Raw genomic sequence first — 19,312 nt, forward strand, 5'->3', positions numbered from 1 at the left:
CGGTGGGGACCCTCCCCGTGTCCCGGGTGGTTGCCGGGGTGGTGCGGTTCGGACCGAGCGTCGCCGATCGTGGTCCATTCCGGGCCCCCGCACAAGGGGGTTCGTTACTGGCTAGTAACGGGTGGATAACCGTGTCATGGCGGGGCGGGGCCGAACGGGCACTCAGGGTGCGGTCGGGTGACGTCCAATATCGGCAGATCGCCGGAAGAATACGGACAGAATCACAGGTTCGATTTACTGCAAGTAACAGCGGCCGCGATTACCAAGTTTTGGTAAAGCGCGGCCGCGTTTTGTCGCTCTGTTGCCAAATCGCCGGACGATCGGGCGCTGTCGGCGGGACTAGAACAGCACTCGGGCCAGGGCCTGCCGGGCCGCCGTGACCCGCGGGTCGTCGGAGCCGATCACCTCGAACAGTTCCAGGAGCCGCAGTCGCGCCGCGTCCCGGTCCTCGCCCACCGTGCGGCGCACGGTCTCGACGAGCCGCCCGAAGGCGTCCTGCACATGACCGCCCACCAGATCGAGGTCGGCGGCGGCGATCTGCGCGGTGACGTCGGCCGGACCGTCGGCGGCGGCCTTGCGGACGGCGGCCGGGTCCAGGTCCTGCACCCGGGTGAGGAGTTCGGCCTGGGCCAGACCGAGCTTGGCCTCCGGGTGCGCCGGGTCGTCGGCGAGCACGTTCTTGTACGCCTGGACGGCGCCGGCCAGGTCACCGGCGTCGAGCGCGGACATGGCCGCTTCGAGGAGCGCGTCGTACGGGCCCACGCGGGGCGCGGCCTCGGCCGCACCGCCGTCGGGGCCCTCGCCGTTCGCGTCGACGACGATGCCGGTCAGACCGAAGCGCTCCTCACCGATCTGGATCAGCTGGTCGAGGGTCTCGCGGATCTGGGCCTCGGGCACGGCGCCCTGGAAGAGCGGCAGCGCCTGACCGGCGACCACCGCGAAAACGGCCGGAATTCCCTGGATGCCGAACTGCTGCATCAGCATCTGGTTGGCGTCGACGTCGATCTTCGCGAGCAGGAAGCGGCCGTTGTACTCGACGGCGAGCCGCTCCAGGAGGGGGCCGAGCTGCTTGCAGGGCTCGCACCACTCGGCCCAGAAGTCGAGGACGACCGGGACCTCGGCGGAGCGCTGGAGCACCTCGCGCTCGAAGCCGGCCTCGTCTACGTCGATCACCAGGGCGGACGGGGGCACGGCGGCGGTGCCACCCTGCCGGGCGGCTTCGGCGCGCGTCTGCTCCGCCTTCGCCTTGGCCTCTCCGGCCGCCTTCACCGCGGCGAGGTCGACGACGCCGCTCATGGACATGTTTCGGGGCTGCATGCGTACATCCTCCCCCTTCCGCGTGGGTAACCGCTAAGTCATGGCTGAACCGTGCCGTCCGCACGTCTCCCGCCGGTGTGCGAGACGTGGGGCGACACGGTTCTTCTCTTCGTCTTCGGTTCCGCACCGGGTCCCCACCCGGCGCGTGGTCGCACCGGGTCCCCACCCGGTGCCGTGGTTGTCGCTCAGGCCGCTCATTGCCTTTCGCTACAGGTCGTAGCGTAACTCTCCGGGGAGAGCCGGGGGGAGAGCGCGGGCCCGATCCGTACGGTGAACTGCCTCACACGCCGCCCCTCTGGTGCCGTACCTACCGGCGGGTATGGTCGACGTCCATGTGTAGCCGCACCACCAACCCCCGCAGCAGCCGTACCGGGCGCCCCCGATCCACCGAGGCCGACACGGCCATCCTGGAGGCGACCCGCGCGGCCCTGGTCGAGCTGGGCTGGTCCAAGCTCACGATGGGGGACGTCGCCGGCCGGGCCGGGGTGGCGAAGACGACCCTGTACCGCCGCTGGGCCAACAAGAGCGAGCTCGTGGTGGACGCCGTGGCCGTTCTCTTCGATGAACTCGAACTGCCGGACCTCGGTTCCCTCCAGGCCGACATCGAACATGTGGTCCTGCAGTTCGCGACCCTCCTCGAACGCCCCGAGACCAAGACGGCCCTGATGGCGGTGGTGGCCGAGTCGACCCGCGACGAACCCCTGCGCGAGCGCATACGGGCCTCGATCGTCGACCGACAGAAGCGGCTCGTCCTGGAGGGCCGGATGCGGGCGCAGCGGCGCGGGGAGCTCCCGGCGGACCGGGACCCGGTCGCGGTGGACGCCACCGACGACCTGATCTTCGACGTGATCGCGGGCGCGGTCGTGCACCGCGCCCTGGTGAGCGCGGAGCCGGTCGACGAGCCGTGGGTGGCGCGCCTCTCGGCGCTCCTGGTGGGCGGTCTGGGCGCGGCGGCGGCCGCGCACGGCTGAGGACCTCATGAGGGAGGGGCGGTACGGGAACTCCCGTACCGCCCCTCTCTCATGACAAGGGATCAGAAGCCCGGGGGCTCCGTGTAGACGCCCCACTCGTCGCGCAGCGCGTTGCAGATCTCGCCGAGGGTGGCCTCGGCGCGGACGGCCTCCAGCATCGGGGCGATCATGTTCGAGCCGTCCCGGGCGGCGGCCAGCATCGCGTCGATCGAGGCGCGGACCTTGGCGTCGTCCCGGCGCTCCTTGCGCTCGCCGAGGACCCGGACCTGCTCCCACTCGACCTCGTGGCTGACCCGGAGGATCTCCAGGTCGCCGGTGACGGAGCCGTGGTGGACGTTGACGCCGACGACCCGCTTGTCGCCCTTCTCCAGGGACCGCTGGTACTGGAAGGCGGACTCGGCGATCTCGCCGGTGAACCAGCCGTCCTCGATGCCGCGCAGGATGCCGGAGGTGATCGGCCCGATCGGGTGCTGACCGTCCGGGTGGGCGCGGCGGCCGCGCTCCTTGATCTGGTCGAAGATCTTCTCGGCGTCGGCCTCGATGCGGTCGGTGAGCTGCTCGACGTACCAGGAGCCGCCGAGCGGGTCGGCGACGTTGGCGACGCCGGTCTCCTCCATCAGCACCTGCTGGGTGCGGAGCGCGATCTCGGCGGCCTGCTCGCTGGGGAGCGCGAGGGTCTCGTCGAGGGCGTTGGTGTGGAGGGAGTTGGTACCGCCGAGGACGGCGGAGAGGGCCTCGACCGCGGTCCGGACGACGTTGTTGTAGGGCTGCTGGGCGGTGAGGGAGACACCGGCGGTCTGGGTGTGGAAGCGCAGCCACTGGGCCTTGTCGGTCTTGGCGCCGTACACCTCCTTCATCCAGCGGGCCCAGATCCGGCGGGCGGCGCGGAACTTGGCGATCTCCTCGAAGAAGTCGAGGTGGGCGTCGAAGAAGAAGGACAGGCCGGGGGCGAAGACGTCCACGTCGAGGCCGCGGCTGAGGCCGAGCTCGACGTAGCCGAAGCCGTCGGCGAGGGTGTACGCGAGCTCCTGCGCGGCCGTGGCCCCGGCCTCGCGGATGTGGTAGCCGGAGACGGAGAGCGGCTTGTACGCGGGGATTCCCTGCGCGCAGTGCTCCATGAGGTCGCCGATGAGGCGCAGGTGGGGCTCGGGCTCGAAGAGCCACTCCTTCTGCGCGATGTACTCCTTGAAGATGTCGGTCTGGAGCGTGCCGTTGAGCACGGCCGGATCGACGCCCTGGCGCTCGGCGGCGACCAGGTACATGCAGAAGACGGGTACGGCGGGTCCGGAGATCGTCATCGAGGTGGTGACGTCGCCGAGCGGGATGTCCTTGAAGAGGACCTCCATGTCGGCGGCGGAGTCGATGGCGACACCGCAGTGGCCGACCTCGCCGAGGGCGCGGGGGTCGTCGGAGTCCCGGCCCATGAGGGTGGGCATGTCGAAGGCGACGGAGAGGCCGCCGCCGCCGGCGGCCAGGATCATCTTGTAGCGCTCGTTGGTCTGCTCGGCGTTGCCGAAGCCGGCGAACTGGCGGATGGTCCAGGTCCGGCCGCGGTAGCCGGTCGCGTGGAGTCCCCGGGTGTAGGGGTACTCGCCGGGCCAGCCGATGCGCTCGAACCCCTCGTAGGTGTCGCCGGGCCGGGGCCCGTAGACGGGCTCGACGGCGTCGCCGGAGAGCGTGGTGAAGTCGGCGTCCCGCTTGCGGGCCTTGTCGTAACGGGCCTGCCAGCGACGGCGGCCTTCCTCGATGGCGTCAGCGTCCATGCTTCGAATTTACTAGGACGTCCTAGTAAATGTCGATGGCAAACCTCCGCACATACGTGCGGAGGCAGGGGTCAGGCCTTGACCGGCTCCGGCCGCGCGCCGCTGACCAGCGGAAGCGTCTCGGCGACGACCTTGCGCTCGACGAAGAACGCGGCGAACGGAATCGTGCCGGAGATCAGGACCCAGAGCAGCTTCCCGAACGGCCACCGGGCCTTGGAGCCCAGGTCGAAGGCGAAGACCAGGTAGATGATGTACAGGACACCATGGGCCTGGGAGACCCCGAAGGTCACGTCCTCGCCCATGTCGAACCCGTACTTGAAGATCATGCAGGTGCACAGCACAAGCAGCATGACGGCGGTGATGTACGCCATGACGCGGTAACGGGTCAGCACGCTGGATTTCATGCCGTCGAGCGTAACGGCACGTTCCGGGCGATCTTCGCGCGGGTCAGCTCTCGTCGAAATCCTGCGCGCTCACCCGCAGCGGGCGCAGCATCGCGAAGATCTCCGCGCACTCCTCCGCGTCGTACGCGCCGAGACCGAAGTCCATCTCCATCAGGTCGCGGGTGGCCGCCTCGACCACCTCGCGGCCCTTCTCCGTGATGGAGGCGAGCGTTCCGCGGCCGTCGTTGGGGTTGGGCCGCTTGTCGACGAGACCGGACTTCACGAGCCGGTCCACCGTGTTCGTCACGGACGTGGGGTGGACCATCAACCGCTCGCCGATCTTGGACATCGGCAGCTCGCCCGCCTTCGAGAAGGTGAGCAGCACCAGGGCCTCGTACCGCGCGAAGGTCAGCCCGTACGGCTTGACCACGGCGTCGACCTCCGCGAGGAGGATCTGGTGGGCGCGCATGATCGAGGTGATCGCGGCCATCGAGGGGACCGGGCCCCAGCGCTTCTGCCACAGTTCGTCGGCGCGGGCGATGGGGTCGAAGGGGAGACTGAGCGGCTTCGGCACGCGTCGACCTTACCCATGGGGAACTTGGCGGTCAGCCCCGTCTCGTCCCTCGGTCGCCCCGGCCGCCCGCAGTTCGGCCGCGGCGGCGAGGAGACAGAGCGTGCCGAGGACTCCCGTGCCCGCGACGACCGCGTGCACGGGGGCGAACTCGGCCGCGATCCCCGCCCCGGCCATGCCGATCCCCTGGACGGTCATCATCCCCGCCGTCATCAGGGTCATGGCCCTGCCCCGCTGCTCCTCCGGGACGGCGGCGACGAACCAGGCGTCGAGACCGAGGGTGTACGCGCCGGTGGCGCCCGCCAGGAAGAGGGCGACGGCCGCGAGGGCGACGCCGGGCTGGGGGGCGTACAGCAGATAGGGCAGGACGCCGGTCACCGCGAGCGGCAGCACGATCCGGGAGCGGGTCGCGGCGCTGAGGAACGCCCCGGCGAACAGCTCGCCCGTGATGGTGCCGACGGGCAGCGCGCACATGAGCAGACCGAGGGCGGCGGTGGAGACCCCGATCTCGTCGGCGTACGGGGCGGCGAGCGCCTCCGGTACGACGGCGAAGAGCGGCGGCACCCAGAACATCACCATCAGCGCGCGCACCCGCCGGTTCCTCAGCACGGCCCAGGTGCCGGAGAGCCCGCTCGCGGCCGCCTTCCCGGCGGCGCGGGCCGGGCGGCGGACGGTGCCGAGCCGGAGCAGCAGCGCGGAGACGAGGAAGGTGGCGGCGGTGACGGCGAGGGCGCCGCGCGGCGGGACGACGGTGAGCAGGACCCCGCCGACGGCGAAGCCCGTGAGCAGGGCGCTCTGGGAGACGATCCGCAGGAGGGACCGCCCGAGGACGAAGAGGTCGCCCTCGCCGAGGATGTCGGCGAGGGTCGCCGTCCGCGTGCCGTTGAAGACGGGCGAGACGACGGCGATCGCGCAGCGCAGTACGAGCAGGACGGCGACGGGGGTGGCGGGGACGACCATGAGGGCGACGCAGCCGGCGCAGAAGAGGTCGCAGACGACGAGGATGCGCCGCGGCGGGAGCCGGTCGGCGAGCCCGGCCAGCAGGGTGCCACCGACGAGATAGGGGAGGAACCCGAGCGCGAAGGTGAGGGAGGAGAGGAGCGGGGAGCGGGTGAGGTCGTACACGAGCACGGTGAGCGCGAGCTCACTGACGACGACCCCGAGCAGGGAGAACAGATGGGCCACGAAGACGACCCGGAACTCCCGCACCCGGAAGACGGCGCGGTATCCGGGGCGGTCGGGGGTGCGGACGGACCCAGGTGCGGAGTCGGTCCCGGGTGCCGGGTCGGTCCCGGGTGCGGAGTCGGTCCCGCGTGCCGGGTCGGTTCCGGGTGCGGAGTCGGTCCCGGGTGCCGGGTCGGTCCCGGGTGCGGAGTCGGTCCCGCGTGCCGGGTCGGTTCCGGGCAGCGTGGTGTCGGGGTGGTCGTGCTTCGGCATGCTCCGCAGCGTGCCGTCGGACCCCCGGCCCGCCCTAGACTTTCGGATCCAGACGAATCTTCCGGCCGGAGGAGGCGGGGACGACCGTGCCGTACCACCTGCGTTTCGGGGAGGCCGACACCCTGCGGATCCGGTTCGCGATCTCGCCGCTCTGGGAGACGCACACCGCCGTGCGGGTCCTCGCGCGACCCCGGCAGCAGGGCTACCACCTCCCCTGGATGCGACGGATCGCGGGCGCGGCGCGCGGGCTCGACCTCGGGCCGCTGCATCTGCTGATGCCGCTGCACGGGCACAGCCCGGACTTCCTCTATCCGCCGCCCATCGGGCCCGCCGCCACGTTCGAGGACGAGATCGCCGCCGTGCGGGAGACCGATCCGGCGCTCGCCCTCGACGACTTCGAGCGGGCACTCGCCGAAACGCCGGGCGCGGCCGCGACGGCGGAGGGGCGGCGGATGCTCACCGATCCGGCCGGTGCGGTGGGACGGCTCGCCGATCTGCTCCAGGCCGCGTGGGAGGCGCTGATCGCGCCCGAGTGGCCCCGGCTGCGGGCGCTCCTGGAGGCCGACGTGGCGTACCACTCGCGGCGGCTCGCGGACGGTGGCCTCGAACGGCTCCTCGCCGAGCTGCACCCGGCCTTCGACTGGGCCGCGGAGACCTCGACGCTGAGGATCGACTCCTACCGCGGTGAGCACGTGCGTCCGCTGGAGGGGCAGGGGCTCGTCCTGATGCCGTCGGTGTTCACCTGGCCGGACGTGGTGAGCGGTTTCGATCCGCCGTGGCAGCCGACGGTCGTGTATCCGGCGCGCGGGATCGGCGGGCTGTGGGCCGAGCCCCGGGACCGTACGCCGGAGGCGCTCGCCCGGCTCCTCGGCCGGGCGCGGGCGGACGTGCTGTGCGCCCTGGAGGAGCCGGCCGGGACGACGGCGCTCGCGCACCGGCTGGGCCTGGCCCCGTCCTCGGTCTCCTCGCATCTGTCGGTGCTGCGGGACGCGGGGCTGCTGACCTCCAGGCGGTACGGCCACCAGGTGCTGTACGAGCGGACGCCGCTGGGGATCGCGGTGTCGCAGCCCGGAACCGACTGACCGTCATGCCAGGATGACCCCGCTTCGTCCCCGTACGCGCCGTGCCCGCCGTACCCGACCCTGGGGGCCGGATGTCCCGCCGCACCACCACCGCCCTCGCCCTGACCCTCGTCTCCGCGCTGCTCCTGACCGGCTGCGGCGAGGACGAGCGCCCCGGGGGCCCCGTCGGGCCGCCGTCCACGCGCGGCGAGAGCGCGTCCCCGGCCGGCGGCTCCCCGTTCTGGGTCGACCCGGAGAGCGACGCGGCCCAGCAGGTCCGGCGGTACGAGGCGGAGGGCAGGACCGAGGACGCCCGGGTCCTGAGGCGGATCGCGGACCGGCCGGTCGCGGACTGGCCGGCCGGGGACGATCCCGTACCGGAGATCACCCGCGCGGTCCGGGGCGCGGCGGCGGAGAACCGTACGGCCGTGTTCGTGGCGTACAACATCCCGCACCGCGACTGCGGCATGTACTCGGCGGGCGGTTCGCACGACGCGCAGGCCTACCGGAACTGGATCGACTCCTTCGCCACCGCGCTCGGGGAGTCCTCCGCGGTCGTCGTCCTGGAGCCGGACGCGGTGCCGCACATCGTCGACGGCTGCACCCCGGCCCGGTACCACGACGAGCGGTACCGGCTGCTCGCCGAGGCCGTCGAGCGGTTCAAGCGGCAGCCCCGCACCCGGGTCTATCTGGACGCGGGCCATCCGGCCTGGATCGACGATCCCGGGAAGCTGGTGGAGCCGCTGCGCCGGGCGGGGCTCGCCCGCGCGGACGGCTTCTCGCTGAACGTCTCCAACTTCCAGACGAACGACACGGTGAGGGCCTTCGGCGCCTCGCTCTCCGGGCTGCTCGGCGGCACCCACTTCACGGTGGACACCAGCCGCAACGGCGACGGCCCCCTCCCCGGTGACGGGGCGGAGGCCTGGTGCAATCCGCCGGGCCGGGCCCTCGGCGTACCGCCGACGGACCGGACGGGCGACGACCTGGTCGACGCGTATCTGTGGATCAAGCGCCCCGGCGACTCGGACGGCACCTGCCGGGGCGGCCCGGCCGCCGGTACCTGGTGGCCGGAGTACGCCCTGGGCCTGGCGCGCAGGGCGAAGGGCTAGGCGGGCCGGGTCACCGCCGAAGGCTCGGGGTCAGTCCACCTGGATCCACTTCGCCTCGGACGGGATGCCGTTCGCGTCGGTGACGAAGAGCATGTACCAGCCGGGCGGGACGAGCGTCCTGTCCCGCGGTACGTCGACGGTGACCGTCGTCCCGTCCTCGCTCCTCGTCAGGCCCAGCTCCACCGAGCGCTGTTCGACGTCGGTGGTGTGGGTGACGGCGCTGGGCCGCATGAGCCGGGCCTCGGTGATCCGGCCGGCGTCCTCGGTGCGGAAGGTGGCGCGGCCGTTCTGGTCGAGTTCCTGCGGGCCCTCCCCCAGGGCGGGCCGGTCGGTGCCGGCCCGGTGGAGGTAGGGCGGGGTGAAGACCTCGATGCGCTGCTCGAAGGTGCCGAGCCTGGTGTCGTCCTTGTCGTCGAAGAGCGGGTCGGAGCCGAAGGTGGCGACCCGGCCGTCGGGGAGCAGCAGCGCCTCGGAGTGGTAGTTGCGGCCGACGGTGGGTTCGGCGGCCTCGGTGAAGGCGTTGCTCCTCGGGTCGTAGAACTGCGCCTTGAGGATGTCGCTGCCGCCGCGGCCCCGGTAGTCCTCGGAGCCTCCGGTGGTGAAGACGGTGTCGTCGGGCAGCAGGACGCTGCTGAGGTAGCGGGTGCCCTGCGGGAGCGAGGGCCCGTCGGTGAAGACGGGGCTGTCCTCGGACACGTCGACGATGGAGGTGCGGGCGGTGGACTTGGGCGACTCGCCGACCCCGCCGCCGCCGAGGACCATCACCTTCTGGTGCTGGGCGGGCGGGAGCAGCAGGGAGGCGGAGGTCTCCAGCTGGTCGGGGTCGGTGAGCCCGCCCAGCTTGGTGAAGGAGTTCTTCCTCAGGTCCCAGAGGCCTGGTTCGCGGCCCTTCTCGGCGGGGCCGTAGCCGGCGTTGGAGCCGGTGTAGAGGAGCTTGCCGCCCTTGGTGAGGAAGAGGGAGGGGTAGGTGGGGAAGTAGCGGAAGGGGCCCTTGGACCACTTCTTGGTCGCGGGGTCGTAGATCTCGTTGTCGCCGGGGACGACGTCGCCGACGTCGTTGAGCCCGGAGACGGCGAGGACCTTGCCGTCGTCGAGGGTGACGAGGGTGGGGTACCAGCGGGCGTCCTTCATGGGGGCGACCGGGATGTACTTCTCGGCCTTCGGGTCGAACTCGTAGGCGCCCTTGATGCCCTGGAAGTCCTGCTTCTCGGTGGTGAGCTTCTGCGCGAGGCCGTAGACGTCGTCGGCGGCGGCGCCCTTGAGGCCGAGGACCCGGTACTGCGCGGCCTCGGTGGTGAGGCCCTGCGGGCCCTCCTCGCGGGCCTCGACGAAGACCCGGGCCTCGGCGGCGGTGATCCTGGTCTTCCACGGCTTCATCTGCCCGCTCTCGAAGTACGAGATCTCGAACTCGCGCGTGGCCTTGGGGACGGTGACGTCGAATCGGGAGACGTACTCGACCCCGGACGGGGAGCGGAAGACGGTGCCCTTCTTGAGGGTGACCGCCTTGTCGGGGCTCTCGTTCTTGACCCGCATGCCGCCGCCGGCCCTCTTGACCTCGCCGTCGAGGATCTCGTAGCGGGCGGTGCCGCCGGCGACGAGCAGCCGGCCGTCGGGGAGTTGGGCGTGGCCGGAGCAGAAGAAGTCCACGGGGGTGGGGATCTTCTTGAAGGTGTTCTTCACCGGGTCCCAGAGGATGGTCTCGAAGGTCCCGGCGTCGAAGTTCTTCTGGCTGTTGCCGGATCCGGCGATCAGCAGCACCTTGCCGGTGTGGAGCAGGGCCGCGTGGATGGCGTTGATCCGGAATCGGTCGGGGACCGCGACCTCGGTCCAGGAGCCGAAGCGCCGCTGGTAGCCGGGCTGGGCGATCTTGTACGCGTGGTACTTCTCCTCGGCGAAGGAGACGGCGGCGGGAGCGTTGAGCGCGGCGAGGACCAGCACCGCTCCGCCGCCGAGCAGGGTCTTCCTGAACCTCTTCGACGGCCGGTGGGCCATGGCTCAGCTCCCTCCGGTCGTCGTGGGGGCGGGGGTGACAGGAGCGGCCGGGTGCCCGGGGCCGGTCTCGACCCCTTCGCGGGCGCCGGCGAGACCCCGGGCCCGGAGGCGGGCACGGGCGTGTTCGCGGACGCGCCGCACGCGCCGGTCCCGGAGGGTCGTGAAGAGCCAGAGGGAGATCGGGGCGAGCGCGATGACCAGGGCGAGGGCGGCCCAGGTGCGCATGGCCGCGTGGTCGTGCCCGAAGTGGACGGAGGCGGCGAGGGAGGCGACGAGGACCGCCGCCCAGCAGAGGTGGATGCGGAAGGTCAGGATGTTGTCGGGGCTCGCCCCGCCGCCCTTGGGGGTGACGACGAAGCGGCCGCGGGTGCGGAGGACCGCCGAGCCGAGGGACCTGAGGTAGATGGGCGCGGAGAGCGCGGACATCGCCATGCCGGCGAGGCCGCCGGAGCCCTCGGGTTCGTGGGGCGAGACGTTGTGCCGCCGGTTCCAGAGGTAGAGGCCGATCTGGAGGGCGACGGCGTCGCTGTAGATCATCAGCCACACCGAGGCGGAGACCTGGGTGCCGGAGGCTCCGAACCAGAGGTAGAGGACGCCGCTGAGGATGCCGAGGAGCCAGTTGACCGCCGTCATCGGGTAGTACACGAGCATCAGGGTGTAGTTGAGGAAGCGTCCCGGCGGAGTACGGAAGGGCGCCTTCCAGTACTGCTTCACGAGCGTCTCGTACGTGCCCCGGGACCAGCGGAGCTGCTGGGAGAAGAAGTCCGTCCAGGAGGCCGGGCCCTCGCCCACCGCGAGGACGTCGGGGGTGTAGACGGAGCGCCAGTAGTGGCCGGTCCGCGGGTTCTTCCTGCGGTGCAGTTCGAAGCCGGTGGCCATGTCCTCGGTGATCGAGTCGTACAGGCCGCCGATCTGCCGGAGGGCGGAGATCCGGACGGCGTTGTTCGTGCCGACGAACATGGGCGCGTGGTAGCGGTTCCCGGCGCGCTGGATGAGGGCGTGGAAGAGGAACTGCTGGGACTCGGCGGCCTTGGTGACGATGTTGGTGTAGTTGCCGTACACCTGCGGTCCGACGACGAAGGCGATGTCGGGGTCGCGGAAGTAGCCGAGCATCCGCTCCAGGAAGTCGGGGAGCGGGACGTGGTCGGTGTCGACGGAGGCGAAGTAGTCGTAGTCGTCGCCGTGCAGGGCGAGCCAGGCGTTGTAGTTGCCGTGCTTGGTCCTCGCCTTGTGGACGCCCTTCCGGCGGTTCCACTCGGGGACGCCGGCCCGGGTGAAGTGGCGCACGCCCAGCTCGGCGCAGAGGGCCTTGGCCTCGGCGGAGTCGCCCTCGTCGAGGAGCCAGACGTCGAGGAGCCCGTCGTGCCGCAACCGGCCGGCGCCCGCGAGGGTGCCGCGGACCACGGAGAGCGGCTCCTTGCCCGGGACGTACGTGGTGAGGAAGGCGACGCGGGTGCCCTTCTCGGCGTACACGGGTATCGGGTCGCGGGCGACCATGGTGGCGTGGGCGATCGACGTGACGTTCACCAGCATGAAGAGGCAGATGAGACCGATCGACACCAGCATCACGGTGTCGAGGTGGACGAGCCGGCGGTCGCCGCCCTCCCGGACGGTCCAGTGGCTGGGCCAGACGAGATAGGCCAGGAGCAGCGCCGAGAGGACCGGCGCGAGGCTCATGAGGAGAACGGCCCGTATGCGGTGCGGCTCCTTCGAGAGCAGGCTTCGGTACCGCACCTTGTAGGCCACCGGGTCCGGTTCCGTGAGCGGACCGGCGAGTCGGCTGTGGGTGTCGTAGTCGTAGCCTCCCAGCCGCACGGTGCCTCCAGCTGCCCTCGAACGGGTAGGTAACCCAAACGGGTAGATAACCCAACAGAAGGGGCAAACGGTCGGTGTGTCGACTGGAGTAGTCCGAGTGGGCGGTCTTGACGCACCCCTACTTCGCGCGGCCGCGCTGCCGCCGCAGTGTGTACGTGACGGCCTTCCGGGCGACCGGGTTCAGCTCCTCGACGGCCGCCATCAGGGCGCCGAGCTGCTCAAGGGCCGCGAAGGCCGCCTCCGCGCCCGCCGGGTCGACGCCCTCGTACAGTTCGAGGCCGACGAAGGAGGCGCCGACCGCGCGGGCCAGCCCGGCGGGGTCGGTGAACTCGGCGATCGGGGTCCCCGCGAGGACCCGGACGAGCACCTGCTCGATCTCGGCGATCCACAGGTCGAGCCCGGCGACCGTGGCCGGCACGAGCCGGGGGTGCGCCTGCGCCCCCGCGAGCAGCTGCCCGAGGAAGGCGACGTGGCCGGCCGCCCGCTCCTCCTCGTGCAGCTCCCGCCCGAAGGCGAGCAGCTCGGTCAGACTGCCGACCTCGGCCAGGCGCTCGCGGTGGCGGGCGACCCGCTGCTCGGCGCCGTGCCGGCAGGCCGCGGCGAGCAGCTCGTCGACGGAACCGAAGTGGTAGAAGACGAGGGCCTGGTTCACCCCGGCGGTGGTCGCGATGGCCCGGGCGGAGGCCTTGGTGATGCCCTGCTCGACGAGGGTCCGCAGGGCGCCTTCGAGCAGCTTCTCCCGGGTCTCCTGGCTGCGGGCGTCCTGCCCCTTGGCGTCCCCGGCCTTCCTGCTCCTCAGGTCCCCGCCCGCGGTCCCGCTCACGCCCGTACCTCCTCGCGCACCGGGCGCAGCCCGGCGCGCACCCCGTGGGAGCCTACGTCGGCGTACCGGGCGGTGAAGGACCCCTCGTAGCCGAAGAGCGGGCCGAAGTACCGGTTGACCACCCGCACCTTGATGCGGAAGCGGCCGGTGCGCTCGTCGAAGGACTCGCGCACCTCGGCGCGGCCGCCGACCAGTTCCGGGACGCGCACGTCCAACGGACCCTCACGGAAGCGGTGTTCGCCGGAGCGGATGAGGAGCGAGCCGTCCGGTTCGGCGGACAGGTGCAGATCGCTGGCGAGGTGCTGATGGGTGCCGAGGTAGTCGAGGACGCAGTCGCGCTCGGGACTGTGGACCATGGTGGCGTCGAAGCGCCGGGGCCCGTCGGGCAGGGCGAAGGTCCGGACGAAGGTGACGGTCTCGCGCCCGTACGAGTCCGCGTACGGCACGTTCTCGATGGTGAAGGGGACGTCCCGGCCGGTGCGGGGCAGCAGGATGTTCCGCAGCCCGCCGACCGCGAGGAACGGCTTCACGAAGGCCCGGCCGTGCCAGATCCGGTCCATGACGCCCCGCCCGACGCACAGCTCCCCGCTCGCGAGCCCGACGGAGAAGCGCCGCTGGAGCTCGGGGTGCAGTCGCTCGAAGGCCGCGTCCCCCATGGCGGTACGGAAGATCGAGGTCACGACCGCTCCAGGGGGGACTTCGGGGCGGACTTCGGGGTGCGCAGGGCGACGGGCTTCGCGGTGGGCTCCAGGCCGGCGAGGAGCCGGGGCTCCCGGGTACGGGCGGGCGGGACGCGCAGGCAGCGCCGGGCCGCGGGGGCGCGCGACGAGGGCGGTACGAGGACGGCGGCGGCGAGCCCGAGGATGGTGAGCGGGACGGCGGCGAGCGACGCGAACGCCAGCGGCAGCGAGCCGGCGGCCCACGGCACGGCCACGGCCAGCACCCGGAGGAGGACTTCGAGCAGCCAGCGGTTCCGCGAGCGCTCCGGGGCGATCCCCCGCTCGCACCAGAGCCGCAGCCGGTCGAAGGACCAGGCCGTGGCCCAGCCCATGAGGGGCCGGAAGACGAGCCGGTCGGCGGCGCGGCCGAGGAGGCCCCAGCGGGGCCGGTAGTCGTAGCCGGTGAGGAAGCGGACGCCGTCGGCGGTGGGCACGTACCTCCAGTAGCCGCTGCCCTCGGCGAGCAGCGACAGCGGGTGCGGCGAGGAGAACCGGAGGGCGGAGACCCGGTCGCCGCCGGCCCGGTGGCGCTCCCCCGCGGAGACACCGGTGCCGGCGACGACCAGGAAGGGCAGGACGCGGGTCGCGTACCGGAAGTGCTGGGGTTCGCCCTCCGGGCGCGGGAGGTAGGCGATCTCCGTGAACCGCAGGTCCCAACGCTGGTGGCGGTCGGGTTCCTGGGTGTGCTCCCAGAGCGTCTCCAGGTCCGCGCGGACCCGTGTCTCGATGTAGAGACCCATGGGTGTTCCCCCAGTTCGTCCAGCATTTTGAGCGACTGCTCAAATCTGCCTCGCGCTGAAGGTAGCCGATTTTGAGCAGTCGCTCAAGACGGATCTCCGGGCACGACGAAGCCCCCGGCCCTGAACCAGGACCGGGGGCTTGTCCGCGTACGTACGCGTGGGGGGCTCAGCCCTCCAGATACCGCTCGACGGTGGCGACCTTGCCGGTGAGCCCGTCCGTGACACCCGGGCGGATGTCGGCCTTCATGACCACCGAGACGCGCGGCGCACGCGCCTCGACGGCGGCGACGGCGCGCTTCACGACGTCCATGACCTCGTCCCACTCACCCTCGATCGAGGTGAACATGGCGTCGGTGCGGTTCGGGAGCCCGGACTCGCGGACGACCCTGACGGCGTCGGCCACGTACTCGCCGACCTCCTCCCCCACACCCAGCGGGGTGACCGAGAAAGCGATGATCACGCCTTCACCGCGTCCCCGGCGGCACCGGCGGCGGCGCGGGAGGCGGCGACGGCCTCCTCGGCCTCGCGCTTCAGCTTCCGCTCGGCGTAGAAGCCGCCCAGGGGCAGCACCGAGAGCAGGAAGTAGAGGGCGGCGGTCCCGAAGCTCCACTTGGTGCGGTTCCAGGCGTCCAGCCAGAAGAGGACGTAGAGGATGAAGAGCACGCCGTGGATCGCACCCATGACCGGCACCGCGTTGAAGTCCGTCGTCCGCTTGAGCACCGAGCAGACGAGCAGGAGCAGGAACGAGACGGCCTCCGGCGCGGAGACGAGCCGGAGCCGGTGGAGGGAGGAAGCGGTCTTGATGTCCACGGAGGGGGTCACCTTCGTTCGATCTTGTGAACGGATGCACAAGGGCCCGTCCATTGTGCACGCCGACTTTGCTGTCTCTTTATCCGGGTCCCCAGTACCTTCAGCGGGTGGCAACGTTCCGACTCCAAGGCAGCAAGGTGCTCGCCGTCTCCATGACCGGCGACTCCGTCAAGGCGAAGAACGGCTCGATGGTCGCCTACGACGGCCAGATGGCGTTCAAGAAGATGAGTGGTGGCGGTGAGGGCCTGCGCGGCATGGTCACCCGCCGGCTCACGGGTGAGCAGATGGAGATGATGGAGGTACGCGGGCAGGGCACCTGCTGGTTCGCCGACCGGGCCTCCGAGATCAACCTCGTCTCCCTGCACGGCGACAAGCTCTGGGTCGAGGCGAGCAATCTGCTCTGCACCGACGCGGGGCTGCGCACCGGCACCACCTTCACCGGCATGCGCGGCGGGGCCACCGGCAACGGCCTCTTCACGACGACCGTCGAGGGCAACGGGCAGGCGGCGATCATGTCCGACGGCCCGGCGGTGGTGCTGCGGGTGACCCCGCAGTACCCGCTCCAGGTGGACCCCGGCGCGTACATCGCCCACCAGGGCAACCTCCAGCAGCACTTCCAGTCGGGTGTGACGTTCCGCACCCTCATGGGCGAGGGCGGCGGCGAGGCCTTCCAGATCCGCTTCGAGGGGGACGGCCTGGTGTACGTCCAGCCGAGCGAGCGGAACACGATCGGGGGCGACGTCTGATGCCGTTCCGCGAGATCAACTCGAAGATGGTCGAGGCGACCGTCATCCCCGGGCAGCGGATGTTCAGCCAGCGCGGCGCGATGCTCGCGTACCGCGGCGACGTCACTTTCACGCCGAACATGGCGGGTGGCCAGGGCGGCGTGATGTCGATGATCGGCCGCCGGGTGGCCGGCGAGGCGACCCCGCTGATGACCGTCGAGGGCAACGGCACGGTGATGTTCGGGCACGGCGGCCACCACATCCAGGTGATCGGGCTGACCGGCGACACCCTGTACGTGGAGGCCGACCGGCTGCTCGCCTTCGACGGCACCCTGGAACAGGGCACGATGTTCATGGGCTCGCAGGGCGGGGTCATGGGCATGGTCCGCGGCCAGGTGACCGGCCAGGGCCTCTTCACCACCACCCTGAAGGGCCACGGCGCGGTGGCGGTCATGGCGCACGGCGGAGTCATCGAGCTGCCGATCACCCCGGGCCGCCCGGTCCACGTGGACCCGCAGGCGTACGTGGCCCACCACGGCGACGTGCGGAACAAGCTCTCCACCGCGCTCGGCTGGCGCGACATGGTGGGGCGCGGCTCGGGCGAGGCGTTCCAGCTGGAGCTGAGCGGCAGCGGTGCGGTGTACGTGCAGGCCTCGGAGGAAAAGCTGTGACCGGTCCCGTGATCCACGACCCGACGACCCTGCCGTCGGACGACAACGTGAACCCGTACACCTTCTGCGTGGAGCTCAAGGGCTCCCAGTGGTTCCTGCAGAAGGGCAAGATGATCGCCTACTACGGGCGGATCGAGTTCAACGGCATCGGGCACGGGCGGCTGGACCGGCTGGTCCGGACGTCGTTCCACTCGCCGCTGCACGCGAGCGACTGGGTGGTGGCCGAGGGCAGCGGGAAGATGCTGCTCGCGGACCGGGCCTTCGACGTGAACTCGTTCGACCTGGACAAGGGCAATCTGACGATCCGTTCCGGCAACCTGCTCGCCTACCAGCCCACCCTCGCCCTGAAGCAGTCGATCGTGCCGGGCTTCGTGACGCTGATCGGCACCGGGAAGTTCGTGGCGGCGTCGAACGGCCCGGTGGTCTTCATGGAGCCCCCGATGCGGGTGGACCCGCAGGCCCTGGTCGGCTGGGCCGACTGCCCCTCCCCCTGCCACCACTACGACCACGGCTACATGACGGGCGTGATGGGCGGCGTCCGCGCCCTGACGGGCATCGGCGGCACCTCGGGCGAGGAGCACCAGTTCGAGTTCGTGGGCGCCGGCACGGTCCTGCTCCAGTCGACGGAACTGCTGATGGCGGACCGCGCGATCGGCGCCCCTCCCGCCCAGGCGGGCGTACCGGGCGGCCACGGTGCACATGGTTCCGGCCAGGCTGTGCAAGGCTCGGTACCGCGCCTTCCCGGCCAGCTCGGGGACCTCCAGCGTCGCTTCGGTCTGTGAGCGGTAGTCTGCGGAGTGTGACGTCCTCGAACGCACGCTCCCAGACTTCGTCAAGTATTCAACTTCTTAGGTAGAATCCATACATGGAGACCGAGACCGCCACCCCGTGGCTCACCGACGCCGAGCAGTGTGCGTGGCGCACGTTCCTGGACGTCAACAGAATGCTGACGTACCAGCTGGAGCGGGACCTCCAGCCCTTCGGCCTGACGATGAACGACTACGAGATCCTCGTGAACCTCTCGGAGTCGGCGGAGCGGCGGCTGCGCATGAGCGACCTGGCCGCGGCCACCCTTCAGTCGAAGAGCCGACTCTCGCACCAGATCACCCGCATGGAGAACGCCGGACTCGTCCGGCGCGAGAACTGCGAGTCCGACCGGCGCGGGCTCTACGCCGTCCTCACCGACGCGGGCATGGAGACCATGCACAAGGTCGCCCCGCACCACGTCGAGTCGGTGCGCAAGCACTTCATCGACCAGATCGGCCCGGAGTCCCTCGGCGGCCTCCACGCGTCGCTCAAGCCCGTCGCCGAACAGCTGCGCGGGCGCCGCGGCAAGCCGTAGCGGCGGCCGTACCTGACAGAGAAGGGCCTCCCCGGGCGACCGGGGAGGCCCTTCTGCGTACGGTCACCGCGTCAGTTGCCCGTGATGCTCGCGACCAGCTCGTCCGAGGCCGCGTACGGGTCGAGGTCGCCCGCCACGATCCGCTCCGCGAGCGCGTCCAGCCGCCGGTCGCCGTGCAGATCGCCGATCCGCTCGCGCAGGGCCGTGACCGCGATGGTCTCGACCTCGCGCGCGGCACGGGCGCGGCGGCGCTCCGCCAGGACCCCGTGCTCCTCCATCCAGGCGCGGTGCTTCTCCAGGGCCTCCACGACCTCGTCGATTCCCTCGCCGCGCGCCGCGACCGTCTTGACGATCGGCGGCCGCCAGTCACCGGGGCCGCGCGACTCGCCGAGGCCCAGCATGTGGTTGAGCTCGCGGGCGGTGGCGTCCGCGCCGTCCCGGTCGGCCTTGTTCACCACGTACACGTCGCCGATCTCCAGGATGCCCGCCTTCGCGGCCTGGATCCCGTCGCCCATGCCCGGCGCGAGCAGGACGACCGAGGTGTCGGCCTGGGAGGCGATCTCGACCTCCGACTGCCCGACGCCGACGGTCTCGACGAGGATCACCTCGCAGCCGGCCGCGTCCAGGACGCGGATGGCCTGCGGGGCGGACCAGGCGAGGCCGCCCAGGTGACCGCGGGTCGCCATGGAGCGGATGTAGACGCCGGGGTCGGAGGCGTGCTCCGACATCCGGACCCGGTCGCCGAGGAGCGCCCCGCCGCTGAACGGCGAGGACGGGTCGACGGCGAGGACGCCGACCCGCTTGCCGGCCCGCCGGTAGGCGGAGACCAGCGCGGACGTCGACGTGGACTTGCCGACGCCGGGCGAGCCGGTCAGGCCCACCACGTACGCGCCGCCGGTGAGCGGCGCGAGCGTCGCCATCACCTCGCGCAGCTGCGGGGACGCCCCCTCCACGAGTGAGATCAGCCGGGCCACGGCCCGCGGCCTGCCCTCCCGTGCCTGGGTGACCAGAGCGGGGACGTCCACCATGTGCAGAACTCCTTGCCTGACCTTGCGGAGGTGAC

20 protein-coding genes are annotated in these 19,312 nt (G+C 71.3%); 7 read left to right on the forward strand and 13 right to left on the reverse strand.

Features of this window, described 5'->3' with window-relative positions; genetic code table 11:
- Positions 1-339 precede the first annotated feature (339 nt).
- Entirely contained in the window at positions 340-1,317 is a 978-nt protein-coding gene (locus OG259_RS13465; RefSeq protein WP_328942492.1) for a tetratricopeptide repeat protein, read from the reverse strand.
- A 332-nt stretch (positions 1,318-1,649) separates the two neighbouring features.
- Between OG259_RS13465 and OG259_RS13470 the strand changes: the two genes are divergently transcribed.
- Positions 1,650-2,288, forward strand: coding sequence for a TetR/AcrR family transcriptional regulator (locus tag OG259_RS13470; RefSeq protein WP_328942493.1), 639 nt, complete (start codon positions 1,650-1,652; stop codon positions 2,286-2,288).
- 62 nt (positions 2,289-2,350) lie between these two features.
- Here OG259_RS13470 and OG259_RS13475 read toward each other — a convergent pair whose 3' ends face one another.
- The 4 genes from OG259_RS13475 to OG259_RS13490 form a co-directional block, all read right to left on the reverse strand.
- The gene (locus tag OG259_RS13475; protein ID WP_328942494.1) at positions 2,351-4,051 is read right to left on the reverse strand and encodes an acyl-CoA mutase large subunit family protein; all 1,701 of its coding nucleotides are present in this window, start codon (positions 4,049-4,051) and stop codon (positions 2,351-2,353) included.
- A 71-nt stretch (positions 4,052-4,122) separates the two neighbouring features.
- On the reverse strand, positions 4,123-4,455 hold the full coding sequence (locus OG259_RS13480; RefSeq protein WP_328942495.1) for a DUF3817 domain-containing protein: 333 nt from the start codon (positions 4,453-4,455) through the stop codon (positions 4,123-4,125).
- Between the two features lie 43 nt (positions 4,456-4,498).
- A complete protein-coding gene (locus OG259_RS13485; RefSeq protein ID WP_266896780.1) occupies positions 4,499-5,008 on the reverse strand; it encodes a MarR family winged helix-turn-helix transcriptional regulator in 510 nt (169 codons plus the stop codon).
- Between the two features lie 9 nt (positions 5,009-5,017).
- Positions 5,018-6,442 carry an MFS transporter gene (locus OG259_RS13490; RefSeq protein ID WP_328942496.1) on the reverse strand — a complete coding sequence of 475 codons (1,425 nt, stop codon included), beginning with the start codon at positions 6,440-6,442 and terminating at the stop codon, positions 5,018-5,020.
- An 86-nt stretch (positions 6,443-6,528) separates the two neighbouring features.
- On the opposite strand from OG259_RS13490, the gene OG259_RS13495 reads away from it, so the two are divergent.
- Positions 6,529-7,524, forward strand: coding sequence for a DUF5937 family protein (locus tag OG259_RS13495; protein ID WP_328942497.1), 996 nt, complete (start codon positions 6,529-6,531; stop codon positions 7,522-7,524).
- A gap of 71 nt (positions 7,525-7,595) precedes the next feature.
- Positions 7,596-8,612 carry a glycoside hydrolase family 6 protein gene (locus OG259_RS13500; RefSeq protein WP_328942498.1) on the forward strand — a complete coding sequence of 339 codons (1,017 nt, stop codon included), beginning with the start codon at positions 7,596-7,598 and terminating at the stop codon, positions 8,610-8,612.
- Between the two features lie 30 nt (positions 8,613-8,642).
- Here OG259_RS13500 and OG259_RS13505 read toward each other — a convergent pair whose 3' ends face one another.
- The 7 genes from OG259_RS13505 to OG259_RS13535 all read right to left on the reverse strand — a co-directional run bounded on the left by OG259_RS13505 (position 8,643) and on the right by OG259_RS13535 (position 15,511).
- Positions 8,643-10,604 carry a kelch motif-containing protein gene (locus tag OG259_RS13505; RefSeq protein ID WP_328942499.1) on the reverse strand — a complete coding sequence of 654 codons (1,962 nt, stop codon included), beginning with the start codon at positions 10,602-10,604 and terminating at the stop codon, positions 8,643-8,645.
- Between the two features lie 3 nt (positions 10,605-10,607).
- A complete protein-coding gene (locus OG259_RS13510) occupies positions 10,608-12,419 on the reverse strand; it encodes a glycosyltransferase family 2 protein (protein ID WP_328942500.1) in 1,812 nt (603 codons plus the stop codon).
- Between the two features lie 118 nt (positions 12,420-12,537).
- Positions 12,538-13,218, reverse strand: coding sequence for a TetR/AcrR family transcriptional regulator (locus OG259_RS13515; protein WP_328947081.1), 681 nt, complete (start codon positions 13,216-13,218; stop codon positions 12,538-12,540).
- A 20-nt stretch (positions 13,219-13,238) separates the two neighbouring features.
- Positions 13,239-13,922, reverse strand: a complete 684-nt coding sequence (locus OG259_RS13520) for a DUF4166 domain-containing protein (protein ID WP_328942501.1) — start codon at positions 13,920-13,922, stop codon at positions 13,239-13,241.
- Positions 13,919-14,701: a hypothetical protein gene (locus OG259_RS13525; RefSeq protein ID WP_328942502.1), complete on the reverse strand. Its 783-nt coding sequence runs from the start codon at positions 14,699-14,701 to the stop codon at positions 13,919-13,921. Before OG259_RS13525 ends, OG259_RS13520 begins: the two co-directional genes overlap by 4 nt.
- Before the next feature lie 166 nt (positions 14,702-14,867).
- Positions 14,868-15,161 carry an MTH1187 family thiamine-binding protein gene (locus OG259_RS13530; RefSeq protein ID WP_328942503.1) on the reverse strand — a complete coding sequence of 98 codons (294 nt, stop codon included), beginning with the start codon at positions 15,159-15,161 and terminating at the stop codon, positions 14,868-14,870.
- Positions 15,158-15,511 carry a DUF3817 domain-containing protein gene (locus OG259_RS13535; RefSeq protein ID WP_266896762.1) on the reverse strand — a complete coding sequence of 118 codons (354 nt, stop codon included), beginning with the start codon at positions 15,509-15,511 and terminating at the stop codon, positions 15,158-15,160. Before OG259_RS13535 ends, OG259_RS13530 begins: the two co-directional genes overlap by 4 nt.
- A 107-nt stretch (positions 15,512-15,618) precedes the next feature.
- Here OG259_RS13535 and OG259_RS13540 point away from each other — a divergent pair, with 107 nt between their 5' ends.
- From OG259_RS13540 to OG259_RS13555, 4 genes are all read left to right on the forward strand, one after another.
- A complete protein-coding gene (locus OG259_RS13540) occupies positions 15,619-16,257 on the forward strand; it encodes an AIM24 family protein (RefSeq protein ID WP_328942504.1) in 639 nt (212 codons plus the stop codon).
- Complete coding sequence (locus OG259_RS13545) at positions 16,257-16,907, forward strand: AIM24 family protein (RefSeq protein ID WP_024755272.1); 651 nt, start codon at positions 16,257-16,259, stop codon at positions 16,905-16,907. The genes OG259_RS13540 and OG259_RS13545 overlap by 1 nt, the downstream gene beginning before the upstream one ends.
- Complete coding sequence (locus OG259_RS13550) at positions 16,904-17,689, forward strand: AIM24 family protein (RefSeq protein ID WP_266896756.1); 786 nt, start codon at positions 16,904-16,906, stop codon at positions 17,687-17,689. Before OG259_RS13545 ends, OG259_RS13550 begins: the two co-directional genes overlap by 4 nt.
- An 83-nt stretch (positions 17,690-17,772) precedes the next feature.
- Positions 17,773-18,249, forward strand: a complete 477-nt coding sequence (locus OG259_RS13555) for a MarR family winged helix-turn-helix transcriptional regulator (protein WP_328942505.1) — start codon at positions 17,773-17,775, stop codon at positions 18,247-18,249.
- A gap of 71 nt (positions 18,250-18,320) precedes the next feature.
- Here the strand turns inward: OG259_RS13555 and meaB are convergent, their stop codons facing one another.
- Positions 18,321-19,277: a methylmalonyl Co-A mutase-associated GTPase MeaB gene (gene meaB, locus OG259_RS13560; RefSeq protein WP_328942506.1), complete on the reverse strand. Its 957-nt coding sequence runs from the start codon at positions 19,275-19,277 to the stop codon at positions 18,321-18,323.
- Between the last annotated feature and the right edge of the window lie 35 nt (positions 19,278-19,312).

This window comes from Streptomyces sp. NBC_00250 (assembly GCF_036192275.1).
Classification (GTDB): domain Bacteria; phylum Actinomycetota; class Actinomycetes; order Streptomycetales; family Streptomycetaceae; genus Streptomyces.